Annotated in this window: 11 protein-coding genes and 1 pseudogene; 1 reads left to right on the top strand and 11 read right to left on the bottom strand. The window is 34.4% G+C overall.

Features of this window, described 5'->3' with window-relative positions; all coding sequences use genetic code 11:
- Window positions 1–309 precede the first annotated feature (309 nt).
- Window positions 310–783, top strand: a complete 474-nt coding sequence (locus ACFTQ7_RS17290) for a DUF2975 domain-containing protein (RefSeq protein WP_386830114.1) — start codon at window positions 310–312, stop codon at window positions 781–783.
- A gap of 362 nt (window positions 784–1145) precedes the next feature.
- On the opposite strand, the gene ACFTQ7_RS17285 is transcribed toward ACFTQ7_RS17290, so the two are convergent.
- The 11 genes and pseudogenes from ACFTQ7_RS17285 to ACFTQ7_RS17235 all read right to left on the bottom strand — a co-directional run.
- Window positions 1146–1814, bottom strand: coding sequence for a DNA alkylation repair protein (locus tag ACFTQ7_RS17285; protein WP_386830113.1), 669 nt, complete (start codon window positions 1812–1814; stop codon window positions 1146–1148).
- A 728-nt stretch (window positions 1815–2542) separates the two neighbouring features.
- Complete coding sequence (locus ACFTQ7_RS17280; protein WP_386830112.1) at window positions 2543–2773, bottom strand: hypothetical protein; 231 nt, start codon at window positions 2771–2773, stop codon at window positions 2543–2545.
- 311 nt (window positions 2774–3084) lie between these two features.
- Window positions 3085–3489 (bottom strand): hypothetical protein, encoded by a 405-nt coding sequence (locus ACFTQ7_RS17275; RefSeq protein WP_386830111.1) that lies wholly within the window; start codon window positions 3487–3489, stop codon window positions 3085–3087.
- Between the two features lie 803 nt (window positions 3490–4292).
- Complete coding sequence (locus ACFTQ7_RS17270; RefSeq protein ID WP_386830110.1) at window positions 4293–5591, bottom strand: ATP-binding protein; 1299 nt, start codon at window positions 5589–5591, stop codon at window positions 4293–4295.
- Window positions 5592–5596: 5 nt separating this feature from the next.
- The gene (locus tag ACFTQ7_RS17265; RefSeq protein ID WP_386830109.1) at window positions 5597–6271 is read right to left on the bottom strand and encodes a response regulator transcription factor; all 675 of its coding nucleotides are present in this window, start codon (window positions 6269–6271) and stop codon (window positions 5597–5599) included.
- Between the two features lie 19 nt (window positions 6272–6290).
- On the bottom strand, window positions 6291–8657 hold the full coding sequence (locus ACFTQ7_RS17260) for an ABC transporter ATP-binding protein/permease (RefSeq protein WP_386830108.1): 2367 nt from the start codon (window positions 8655–8657) through the stop codon (window positions 6291–6293).
- Between the two features lie 340 nt (window positions 8658–8997).
- On the bottom strand, window positions 8998–9996 hold the full coding sequence (locus ACFTQ7_RS17255) for a sensor histidine kinase (RefSeq protein ID WP_386830107.1): 999 nt from the start codon (window positions 9994–9996) through the stop codon (window positions 8998–9000).
- Complete coding sequence (locus ACFTQ7_RS17250) at window positions 9993–10664, bottom strand: response regulator transcription factor (RefSeq protein WP_386830106.1); 672 nt, start codon at window positions 10662–10664, stop codon at window positions 9993–9995. Before ACFTQ7_RS17250 ends, ACFTQ7_RS17255 begins: the two co-directional genes overlap by 4 nt.
- On the bottom strand, window positions 10661–11653 hold the full coding sequence (locus tag ACFTQ7_RS17245; protein WP_386830105.1) for an alpha/beta hydrolase: 993 nt from the start codon (window positions 11651–11653) through the stop codon (window positions 10661–10663). Before ACFTQ7_RS17245 ends, ACFTQ7_RS17250 begins: the two co-directional genes overlap by 4 nt.
- Before the next feature lie 301 nt (window positions 11654–11954).
- Window positions 11955–13031: an RNA-guided endonuclease TnpB family protein gene (locus ACFTQ7_RS17240; RefSeq protein WP_386830104.1), complete on the bottom strand. Its 1077-nt coding sequence runs from the start codon at window positions 13029–13031 to the stop codon at window positions 11955–11957.
- 5 nt (window positions 13032–13036) lie between these two features.
- Window positions 13037–13162: pseudogene (locus ACFTQ7_RS17235) on the bottom strand (transposase); the annotation flags it as partial.
- Window positions 13163–13398 lie beyond the last annotated feature (236 nt).

Genomic DNA, 13398 nt, shown 5'->3' with positions numbered 1-13398 from the left:
ACTATATCAACAACCGACCAAGAAAATGTCTTGGCTGGAAAACTGCAAACGAGGCTTTTAATGAGCAATTGTTGCACTTAATTTGACAAATCATCAAATAGAAAAAGTACAATTCTTGCTGCAGAATTGCGCACGATTGTTAGGTTACTTCATAATAAAATTTACAATAATTCAAGTATGATTCCCATATAACAATCAAATCAATATTTAAAAACAATAAAAATATAATAAAAAACAAAATAAATTTATTGATAATCGATAAAAATTATATTAAAATCATATAATCATTAAATCAGTGAGGTGTTTTAAATGAATGGTAAACTAGGTTCAACTTTTTTCTTAAAGGTTGTTGCTTTTCTTATTGGAATTGCGGTACTTGCCGTGTGTATATTTTTGTTGCCTGAAGCAGCCAGAAGAGATGCTATAGTGCGTCCAGGAGATTACTCGATATATCCGTTGTTAATATGCGCGTATGGAGTATGCATTACATTTTCTGTAGCTTTGTATCAAGCATATAAACTATTGAGTTATATCGATAGTAACAACGCTTTTTCCGAGTTATCCCTTAAATCCTTGAAGGTGATAAAAAAATGCGCTTTTACAATTATTATCTTAATTTTATTAGTAATAGTTTACTTAAGGGTGTATGCCATGTTCACGGGTGATGACCCAGCAGGTCCAATAGCACTTGGACTAATAGGGATATTAGCAACAGCTATCATCGCTGCCATTATGGACGTACTTCAAAAGCAATTAAAAAATATCCTAGAAAAAAAGAAATAAAAATGTAGATGTTTATTTTGCAGGTATAATATCTTCTTTCCCTATTAAATTAAATGGCTCTTAAATTAAAAATTGGCGCCTATTCTTTTTCAAGAATTGCGCCCGATTGTGGAAGATCTTTTTCTATTGAATAGTATCGTTGTACTGCGCAGCTGGAAAGTTGTTCTTCTAAAAGATAAGGGCCCTACAGATCAAAAAGAGATAGTGGGTTTATCCTTTACATCTTCCTTGCATTATTTCACTAACTAGCTGCCATAACGCGTTTTTTTCTTTATTTTTCGGTCCAAGCTTATTACACTTTTCATATTGAGGATTTGAATTCCTTTTTTTACATTAAACCCCAATAAATTTTTCAGAGGTAACTAATTATTATATCGTTTGTTAACTTCAATCGTAATGAACTCCGGCAAATAGCTGGGAGTACATCCTTTTGCTACTCTTTCATCTTTGTAAAGACCCGTTTTCTCACCAAGTTTAATACAACGTGCACGATTCTTTTCATCATAAACGCCTATCCAGCCTGCGGTGAAATTCATAGCCCATTGAACTTCCGGTTCTTCCTGCATAATATTGACTTCTAATGCTGATAGCAAGTTTGCGGTGTTATCAGGCGGTGTTTGTCCAGTCCATCTCAATCGCCCTTGATAATACCAGAAAGCTCGCCTTTGAAGAGCAGAAGGACTATTTTCCCATGACTCCATCAATGCAATCTTCTTCTTGTCTTTGGTGAGCTGATTAGCCATTAACCAATCCATTAAGTTATTTCGCTCATCAAAAGTGTGAGTCTGCATATCCTTATCAAGCTTATTTAGCACATCATGTGAAAGAAGTTTTTTGTCCATAATTAAGATTGCTAATAGTCTGGGCAAAAACTCTTCGGTTGACCAAAGTTCCATAGCTAGTTCGTGATCTTTTTTAATGTCCTTCGCGATTTTTCGTAAGTCGCCTAGCTTAGTTTTACTATTGATCTGAGGTAGAATGTTTTCTGCTTTTGAAGAGCGTTTTATTTCTGTATCTTTTTTTTCATCCATTTTATACAACCCCTTTATTAAAGCACTATTTCATAATATGTCCTTGACAGGATATATAAAGAACTTAATTTCGTTATAAGTCTTATTGCAGTGGTGTACCTCCAAGGTTTACCTTTTTTAATATTGTAGCATATATCGTATTAAAGCTTTCTCCACCTATAATAGAAGAGCAACGATCTTTAATAAAATAATAACATTTACTTCTTTTTAATTGGATACGTAAAGAGCATCCCTTTTTTTAAGAAACGCGCCCGTTAGCCATCCATGTCGCTTAAAATCAACACTACACCACAGAAAATGAAAGATGATTACGTTCTTTCATGGGAGTTTAATAAGAACAGCGACGCTTCTTCAACTAAAGTTCTTGTTAGTTTAAGTACCGATTAAAAAATACTGATTTACAGCTTATAAATTGTCTATATATGCACGTTTTTATTCACATAGCACATCTGCGGAATTTTCTGTAAATTATTTAAAAGTCTTATTGTAGCTTTGTTTATATACCTTTGCATAAAAAGCTGTATAAAGAATGTGCATACAAAAAGCCAAGAAACGTTGATCTCACAGCGTTCATGGCTTTTTCAAGTGTCCCCAAACTTGCAATTGGGAACGTTTATTGAATTTATAATGTATATAGTATTTATTATTCAAGAATAAACATTACAGTAATACTTCAGACAATTAATACAAAAGTACCTGTTTTTTTAAGCACATTTGAAGCCAACAGTTTATCCAAAGTGATTACGAAAACACCAAACAACAAGAAAAATACTCACTATCCCCCAAGCAGTAGTACTCCATATCCACCAAATTACGGATTTAGCTTTTGATGAATTTTCCTCGTCTTCCATATTTGCTTTTATAAAAGCGACCTTACTTTCCATACCTTTTTTCATAGAAGTGAGAACAACAAATCCAATTATTATGAAACCAATAGTTATCCAAAGTAATAGGTCCACCTTTACACTCCCTTTATATAATTGAATTTCACCGCAATTTATTATAGTAATTAGATTCTACAAAGATAACAATAAACCTTTTTTTAATTCAAGTGCGTTTTAGTATATAAAATACCCTGTGAAAATAATAATTAATCCAAAATTTTACATAACCACGTATTAAAATGTAGAAACTTAAAGTTCTCAAAGCGTCGTTTGGTAACATTTCATAAAAGGTTGTTATTCAATAATATGGCCCGATTGTTGAAAAACAAGTTAAACAACACTCTTCAACTAACCTGTCCCGTTAGTTGAATAAGTACTAAAGGCCTCTACTCTTGATTTAAATGCAATAATTTATCTAATGGCATATCTGATTCTTTAAAACCATATTTCGTTAACATCATTTGTTCTATAGCTTTTTCAGGGTTCTCTTGATAAATCTTTATAATTACTTCACAATGTGCCAAAGCTAGGTGTTCTGTAAGCATTTGTGCAAATTCACGCAGTATTTCTTTATGTTCATCTTTAACAGCTTCATCAGAGAAATATGTAGCAGAGACATAGTTTGCACGCTGGTCATCTTCTTCATAAATTAAATCTGGAATTTCAAAATCATCAAATGTGGCAGGTCGAAATTCATCTAAAATGGCTAAAGCATATTGTTGGTCGCCAATTCGAACATCCCACACTTCAAAGTCCCTTAATCTAATTTTACGTTTAAAATAATTAATCAAACAAAAACGGCCCCTTTCAATTTATTTTACTGCTGGTAATCAATCAAAATTACATCTTCTTATTCAACTATTCTGCACCGTTAGTTCAATAAGAAAAAAGAGCTGCAACTCAATGATCTTCAAGTAAAGCCCCCGTTCGTATTATAAGGTCAGCCAGAGTATAAAATGTCCTTTACAAAGGGTACACTTTAGCAACTCAATGATCTTTAATTAACGCACCCCGTTAGTTAAAGTCTGATTCTTCACAAATTCTTTGGTATTCGCAGTAAGTAGTTGATAACCCTACTTATTAATTTCCTCATATTGTGCAGTAAAATTCTGATTACATAAACCAACATAACATCTAAAACACAATATTTGCGAAGCCATTAAATAATTCAAATCTATTAAAATAACCAGAATTACTTTTCTTTTTTATTTCGCAACACTACACTAATAATTATGTAGATGAAACTTAATAAAAGAAGAAATAAGCCACCTAGAATGATTAATCCTATCAATTTCAAAACTATGCTCCTCCTTCCTATACGTAAAACTGAGCATTATCTTTCAGATATTCATTCAATATAGTGATGAAATTTATAATCCCACTTTTGTATATCTATTTAAAATAACCTTCTACTCCTTATTATTCAACTAAACTGCGCCGTTAGTGAAAAAGCGATTGCTCAAATTGAACAATCGCACCCCTTTAGTTTAATAAGACTACCAATAAGAACCTTCTACCACCTTAAGCAATTTAGTCTCCAGTCTATAGGCTGTCTATAAACGTTGAGTTATAAAGATGTAGTGATAAAGGATTGTTAACATTTTAAAATGTTGTGTTCCTTTGGAAATACTAAATCAATTTTTAGTCCATGTGGTTCTCTATTTAATAAGCGAATGTTAGCATGATGTTTTTGAACAATTTCCTTTACAATAGATAATCCGAGACCATTCCCTGGAGAATCCTTAGATTTGTAAAATGGATCGAATACATTAGCTAGATGCTCATCACCTATCCCAGGACCTTCATCCGTAATTGTAATGTGTATTTTGTTATTTTCATTTTCTATACAGGTTATCGAAATAATACCGGATACAGGTGAATAACGAATAGCGTTGCTAAGTAAATTAATCCAAAGCTGTTTCAGTAGCTGTACGTCTGCATGTATAGTGATAGATTCTAGTTGCACATTCCATTCAATATTTTTTTTATTCGATTGTGGATATAGAAGTGTAATCGTTTCTTTTAACATACGATCAATTGAAAATGCCGTAATATCAAGCTTTTTCACCTCATCATATTGAAGGCGTGAAAGCTTTAGCACATTAGTACTCAAATTGGATAAGCGCTCTGCTTCTTCTTCAATGATGAATAAATATTCCTGTTGTGTTGCTTTTGAAAATTCTTTTTCACGTAACGCTTTAGCAAAACCTTTAATCGATGTAATCGGTGTTTGATATTCATGTGAAACGTTAGAAATGAAATCCTGTCTTACCTTTAGCATACTTTGAACAGAAGTAGCCATCAAGTTGAAGCTATTTGTCAGTTGACCAATTTCGTCTTTGCGATTAGATTTTAATGTCATATCAAATTGGCCCTGTGCAATTTTATTGGTTGCCTTTGTTAATTGTTTAATAGGCTTTGAAATATAGTATGATGCGATAAATATTAAAAATAAACCAATGAATAAAGCTAGTTTTACAATAAGCTTCATCGCATTCATTGTCTCAATATGTTCTTTCATGTTGAATTGTAAAAGTATTTTTTCATTATTATTAGTATACGAATAGAATGCGACTATATCGTTCGGATTGCTAACTCGAACAAGTGGATGTCCATTACTTATCTGAGACAGGTCCGCCTGTGAATATTCATTAAGTAAATCGGCAGCTTGTACATGTTTGACATGATAGTTTGTTAGTTGGTTTAAGTGAACTAATAAATTTTCAAGCGATTGTTCATAGGATTCAGTTTCTATAAATTGTACAATTCCATCTAGTTCGGTGACTACTTGTTCTTCGAGTTGATTTGTAATAACAGTTTTTGAGATGAAAAAGGACAGTAGTACACTTATAAATAAGACGATTAAGGAACTAAGTGCTAATTTTACATTCAAGCTTCTCACTTCTTCACCTCTAAACCGTAACCAATACCTCTCAGTGTTTTGATGACTAAATTGGCCTCTAAATACTCAAGATGCTCCCTTAATTTTGAAATATGAACATCGAGAGTTCGATCGCCACGTTCATAACCAAACCCCCATACTTTTTCAATCAATAAATCTCTTGTTAAGACTTTACCAATATTAGAAGCAAATAGTTGAAAAAGCTCGTATTCTTTAAGTTTTAATTGGACTTGTTTTTGATTTGATTTTAAAATCAGGGTGTTACGATTTAATAGAATATTTTCAATTTCAATTTCATTCACAACAAGTACTTGTGATCGTTTTAATAATGCTTTTACCCGAAGTACCAACTCAACCGGATCAAAAGGCTTCACGAGATAATCATCTGTTCCCACTTGAAAACCATGAATTAAATCTTCACGCTCTCCTTTAGCTGTGACCATTAAAATCGGTACATCGGAAAAGATACGGATTTCCTCACAAAATGTGTAACCATCGATACCAGGCATCATAATATCTGAAATTATACAATCAACAGGGTTTGTGGAAAATGCCTCCAATGCCTCTTGTCCATTTGTATATTCAAAAACCTGAAATCCCTCATCCTCTAAGTATACTTTTATTAATGTACGAATAGCACGGTCATCTTCTACAATGGCGACTTTAATCATCTCGTTCACCTTCTTTTAATTATTCATTACGCAAAGCAACTACTGGATCTTTTTTCGCTGCCATTTTTGCAGGTAATAACCCCCCAAGCATGGTTAATACAATACTTAATACAATTAACGCAATGCCATGGACAGGGTTTAAACTTGCAATGTTTGAAAAGTCTGTTAAATTTTCGATAATGATGTTAATCGGCACTGACAATAAATACGTAATCCCAATACCTAAGATACCAGACGTTGCCCCTATAATGAACGTTTCCGCATTGAATAAACGAGTAATATCTTTTTTACGAGCGCCTAAAGCACGTAGTACCCCGATTTCTTTCGTACGCTCCAATACTGATACGTAAATAATAATGCCAATCATAATCATAGATACAATTAGTGAAATTGATGCAAAGGCAATTAATACATAACTAATCGTATCAATCACAGTATTGAGAGAACTACTCATCACTTCAGCCATATCTGTATATTCAATCGCTTCATCTTCAGCTTTGTCATCATTCCATGCATCTAAATAGTCTAAAATGCTGTCTTTCGCTTCAAATGTCGTTGGATAAATAGAAATCGAGACAGGTGTACTGATTGCACCTAATTTGGCTAAAGTAGCATCCTTTGTAAGTGGCTTAGTAAAATCACCACTTGTCATAGCCGTTGGATCCATTTCAGGTAATTGTGTAGATGGTGATGTTTCTTCACCTAACGCCTCTCCTGTAAGTACATTATAATCAGCTTTCTCTTGAGCTAATACAATTTCAGACTGTTGTGCTTCTGCGATAAAGTGCTCATTTAATGCATCACTGTATAAAAGTCCTGTCGATAAAGCTTTTACCTGTGCATCTTCTTTAATTCGGATCACACCACTAATATTAAGTGTTTGACTGTTTTTATCGTTGTATAAGGTTGATAAATCACTTGGGTTTCCATTCACTCTAAATGTATCACCATTTTTCACATAATACTGATCGTTTGATAATAATTTAAATTCTTTTCCTATTAATGATGATAATTTAATCACATCATCCGTTAGTCCAAGTTCATTTGCAGCCTGTACATCTAACTGGTTGTATGAATCTACAACGAGTAATAACTCACTTTCTGATTTTGGGAAATCCCCAGCTAATAAATCATAATTTTCTTCTAAATAGGTTGTACTATTAGTTGTATCTTCAGATGGATAAGTAGTTAAAGGTAAATTAGTTGTATTTAATTTTGTAGCTTTTCCATCTACCAATTTTAAGACTGGTAATTCTACAGAACGTGATAATGAATAACTACTCACAAGCTCCGAATCTAATTTATACACATAGTCTACGTATTCATCTGTTAACACATTGGTATGGGTTTTCGTTGTTTCATCTTCAGATGGGGCATTCACATACATTTTTTTCGTCGTTGGAAATTCATCCAACGTATTGCCATTTTCACCCGTTGGTGGTGAAGGGATAATCGATGTAGATGGTCCATCAGAAACTGTAATTGGCAATGAAGAAAGCATTTCGGTTTGAAAATCATCAATCTGGTTACTAAAACCATTTGATAATGATAAAACGAGTGCAACCCCGATAATCCCTACACTTGATGCAAAGGATGTTAATGCTGTTCGCCATTTTTTAGACAGTACGTTTTTACCTGAACTTTTTAAAGCTGTGAAGAAACTCATACTTGTATGCTTTAATTTGTAATCGCTCGTTATGGAGCTATCTAAAACGGGATTTGTATCTTCAATAAGTTGCCCGTCTTTAAACCGTACGATACGGTCGGAATACTCTTCAGCAAGCTCAGGGTTATGCGTGACCATTATGACCAGCTTTTCTTTTGCTAATTCTTTAATGATTTCCATCACTTGAATACTTGTTTCTGTATCAAGAGCACCCGTTGGTTCATCGGCTAAGATGATTTCAGGATCATTGGCAATGGCACGTGCGATTGCCACACGTTGCATTTGTCCGCCTGATAATTGATTTGGACGTTTCTCAATATGGTCTTTTAATCCAACCTTTATTAACGCATCTTCTGCTTTTTTTCTTCGTTCGCTAGTAGAAATACCACTTAGTTTCATACCCATCTCGACATTATCGCGAATAGAAAGGTGCGAAATTAAATTATAGCTTTGAAAAATAAACCCGACGGAATTGTTGCGATAAGCATCCCAGTCTTCTGATTTAAAACTTTTACTAGAAGCACCATTGATAATTAAATCACCACTAGTGTATTGATCTAATCCACCAATAATGTTAAGTAAGGTAGTTTTCCCCGAACCACTTGGTCCTAAGATTGAAACAAACTCATTTTTACGAAATGAAATCGAAACATTGTGCAATGCTATTTGTTCTAATGTCTCAGTTTTATATACTTTTTTAATGTCTATTAGTTTTAACATATATTCAATCCTCCCTTAATTAAAAGGATAGAAGGGTTATGTTAAATGAATGTTAAATTATTTTATTTCTTTTAGTTTATATTAAAAGGAAAATTATAATTAGGATTTTCTATGCACATTTTGCGATTGTAACTGGGTCATTTCAAGGATTTGACCAAGAATATTTATTAAAGGCACTAAATTTTTCAAAATAACATCTATTCGTTATTGAACTAAACTTCCCCGTAAATTGAAAAAGAAAAAGATGGGATCGCTGTGGAATCCCATCTTGAAGTAAAGCACTCGTTCGTTCAATAAAGAAGAAGGCTATTATCGCCCACCGCTCAATAGAATCAAAGAATCAAGAAATTTTTTTAGTCAAAAAACAAAATTCGGTCCCTTCTTCGTTCGAGTTGAGTGTATAGTTGACTTGCAGAATTCTAGCGATGTCATCAATGATTTTCAAACCAAGGCCTTCGCTTACATGGCTTTGGTCAAAGCCAGTACCATTGTCTGTCATGAAAACCTTTTGATCTTTTATGGTGATTTCTAGCTTTGTAGCTTTTGAATGTTTCAATGTGTTTTGGAACACATTATCAAACATTCGTTGAAGCCATAGTGCATTACTCGTCCATGTTACATGGCTATCCTCTAGATGATAGATTAATTCGATGTTTTGCATTCGATATAAATAGCTCCACTTTTTGATAATCGTTTCAAACAATAGCGTGAGTTGCACTTCTTCCTGGACGATATAAGAGTTCTCCATTGTATCTAGGGACTGCCAATTCAATTCATTTGTTAAGCTAGCGATGTATTGAATTTGCTCATTCAAGGATTCTACTAATTTCGGTTGTTCCTTAAACGTATCTTCTAAATAAAATAATTGTAAACGGATCGCTGTCAACGGTGTATTTATGTCGTGTCTTAGCTTTTGTAATAGCTCTTTTTGCAGCTCCTGCTGTTGTTGAAGCTCTAATTCCCGGTAAGTAGTTCGCTCAATTAGTATGTTAACGGACTGAATTAGCTGTCCGATTTCATCCTCACTGCCAACAGCTAATGTACTCGGTGTTCTTTCATTGCTCGCTAAGTCACGAATCGTTTTGTTGAGCATATTAATTTTCGTTAGTAATGAATTGATCGATTTCGAAAATAAAAACGCTAGCAAACATAATGATAGAAAGAACACAATCAGCATCGTTGGATAGGCGAAAGATTCGTGGAATGGAGTGCCTTTATTTCTAGTTTTAAAAACGAAGTCATAAATAATAGACATCGACACACTAATCCCTAACAAAACTATTGGAACACTGATGATGGCTGTAAATAATAATAATCGATATTTTGTTTTTAATGTCATTTCTTTATGTAGGTATTTAATCGATACCCTTCTCCGTAAATATTTTGTAGGATGGTACCTGATGTATCATTCATTTTCGTTCTAATCTTTTTGATATGGACATTGATAATATTTTGATTGCGATCTTCAAGCGGCCATAAATAGTCAAAAAAATGATCCTTCGTTAACACCCTATCCTTATTTTCATATAAATAAAAGAAGATTTTACGTTCGATTGCAGTCAATGCTATTTCATCATGCATATTATTTTTAAATAGTTTACGATGCTCGCTATCAATTAATAGATGTTGGATTTGTGTAAATGTACCGTACTGCTGCTCTAGCATTTTCTGCATTCTTAAAAGAAGTTCTCTCGGATCAAATGGTTTTGTCATATAATCTTCCCCAACGGTTAAGCCTTGCAGCTTGCTTTCAATATCATTGCGAGCAGATAAAAAAATAATGGGGATATTCAAGCCTAGGCTTTTAATGTTCTTTGTCAGCTGATAGCCATCTTCCCCTGGGAGCATAATGTCCATTATGACTAAATCGATTTGATGGATCATGTTCATCATTTCTCGACCATCTGTTTTCCATACAACGTCATAGCCTTCACGTTGTAGTATTTTTTGCATCAAATCGCCAATCATTTGGTCGTCTTCTACTATTAAAATCGTAAATCCTTTCATTCCCTCGACCTTTCTTTGTTGTCAACTTTAGTTTTCATAAAATCTATAGCAAGCTGATAAATCTCATCCGGTTTATATAAATAGATACTATGAGTGCCACTTAATACTTTCACATCCGCTATGTTAATTTGCTCGGCAAATTCCGCATATTTCTGGCTATGGTACTTCGTATATTGCGAACCTTTATTTTGTTTAGCAATCGCATCTATTAATAATATCGGTGTGTCTTTTGGTTTCGGAAGCTCTTCTGATTTTAAACTATTTTCGTACACTTGTAGTAACTCATTTTTCATATCATCATTAAAAATATTTTTATTGGATAGTGCTTTATAAATTTCTTTTTCTTCCTTAGATAAAAACGATTGCTTCATTACTTCTGGATTATACACTTTCGAAGGTGTTAATCGATGTACGCCCAATTTCGTTAGCAAATTCATTCCTTTAACAGTCCAGTAGTCGACTGCCCCCATTTCATGCTCCACATATTGATTTGGCAAGCCAATATCAAGCGCAATGATTCCCTTAATTTCTTCAGGATATTTTTGTGCCCAATAAATAGCTTCAACCCCCGAAATAGAATGCGGTACTAATATATAAGGAGGCTTATTTCCACTTTTCAAGAGCGCTTCTCTCGTTTGCGCTAAAATTGTATCAATATCTCGTTCGTCCTTCGAGACACCGCTATACCCATACCCCGCTCTTTCTATAACAGCAATCTTATGTTGTTGCGAAAATTTACTGTACAGCCCTTTCATTTCATAAATGGGTGCCGCAACCCCTGAACCTGCCATGAAAACGTAAGTATCTTGACCATCCCCCTCCGTATAAACATTGATTTTTTGATGATCCACTTCAATAAGCGTCCCTTTATTGCCTAGAAATTTCGATTCTTTACTTAGCTGATAACGATGATAACTGAATATGCCGACTAGCCCAACAAGCATGACCGCTATAAAGTAGATAACTATTTTCTTTAAAAGTTTTTTCATAAAATGCTCCTTTCAGTTGATAATGAAAGGATAAACAATAAAAATAAATTTCTAATTAATTTTTCGGTGATAAGCTAAAAAAAGCTGTCTAAAAGTGTTTTACTTCACTTAGACAGCGCTTAATTATTGATCGGGATAGGTCTCTTTTGAGACTCCCACGACTAAAGTCGCAAGCCCTACACCTTACGGTATGACCGGTGGGATTCCTGAGTAACTAAGCATTCGCAGTCCATTTCTGTTTTAAACAGCTCTCAAGATGAGGGGATCTCATTACCCTTCCTAAGACAGTGCATATAGCATCTTAGGCTGACTGACTGTTACCATCAATCACAGGTGCATATCGAATATTCATTGCACCGACTAAATCACGATGTTTTTCGAATCCACATTTACACTTATATTTTCTATCTTGTGCCTTATTCTTTTCGGAACATTTCGGGCATGTTTGACCTGTGTATGCAGGATTCACAAATTCAACTTTAATACCCGCTAGGTTCGCTTTGTACTCCATGAATTGAGAAAGACGATAGAATGACCAGTTGTGCAAATTCTTTTCGTTTTTACGGCTTGTTCTTGCCGTCTGCCTAATGTTCGTTAGTTGTTCTAAGCGAATGACAGAAATATTATTTTCTTTAGCAAAATTAACAACCGCACGACTAACCTTGTGGTCTTGGCCTTTCATGTATAGTTGTTCTTTATCATCAAGATTGCGAATAGCATTTAATTTCTTTAATTTTCCTAACTTCTTACGCTTGGAGTTATACATACGTCTAACACATTTGTTTTGCCTACCATTTCCAAAGAAACGAGCGGTTCCATCATCTGTCACTGCAACAGCAGGGACTTTCAAACCCAAATCTACACCCATTATCCTTGTTCCTGTTTTTTCACTTGTAGGAATAGTGACAGCTATTTGTGCAATCCATTTATTCGCTTTCTTCGTGACACGCAGAGTACCTAATTTGTGTTTCAACAAATCAAAATTGCGGTTATCTTTATCGACCAACAAAGCACGAATAGGTGTTTTAGTTGACTTGCCATCCATCATAATCGGCATTGAAATATGCGTTAAATCAAAAGAATAGTTTTGGTTATTCCAAATACATACCGGCTTCTTTAACACAGGAACAACCTTGAATTTATTTTTCTTCACTTTTTTAAACACACTTTTAGCGTCCTTAATCGCTTGGTTTTTAATAGCACTTGGCAGGTCGGCAGAAATATCCTTGCTTGATTTCTTTGTACTTTTCTTTTCTGCAACCATTTCAGAAACAAGGGCATTGATTGTATCAACATACAATCGACTCATATTCTTTAAAATAGAAGCCTGTTCTTTTGTCGGAAGCAGCTTGATTTTCACTGTTATCGTTAGTGACACATGATTCACCCCCTTGTTTTTTGTTGTTCCACATAACGTTTGACGGTTTCACTCGATGCGTTTCCTGCGGTAGATACAAAATAAGAACGTGTCCATAGGTTTTGCAAATGTTGTAGATGAGGAAATTCCTCTCACTTTTTAGACGTCACTCCTTTGATTTTTGCCATAATATCAGCAGGACTAAGCGTTGGTACGGTATATCAATTATGCCTCGGCATAATTGCGTCCGGAATCGGCTTTGTGCTTAGGCCTGCACGATGCAGGCCAGTTAGCCGTTATCCTACGGATGCGATGATTTTAGGCTAACATCCTCTAAGAACTCCTTTCCGATTCCTTGACATCCGCCGGAGGCTTTAACTTCTTTCAG

Origin of the sequence: Lysinibacillus sp. NPDC056959 (assembly GCF_042674095.1) — a bacterium.
GTDB classification, from domain to species: domain Bacteria; phylum Bacillota; class Bacilli; order Bacillales_A; family Planococcaceae; genus Lysinibacillus; species Lysinibacillus zambalensis.
Note: the sequence above shows the minus strand (reverse complement) of the source record. Positions and strands in the feature narration are given on the sequence as shown.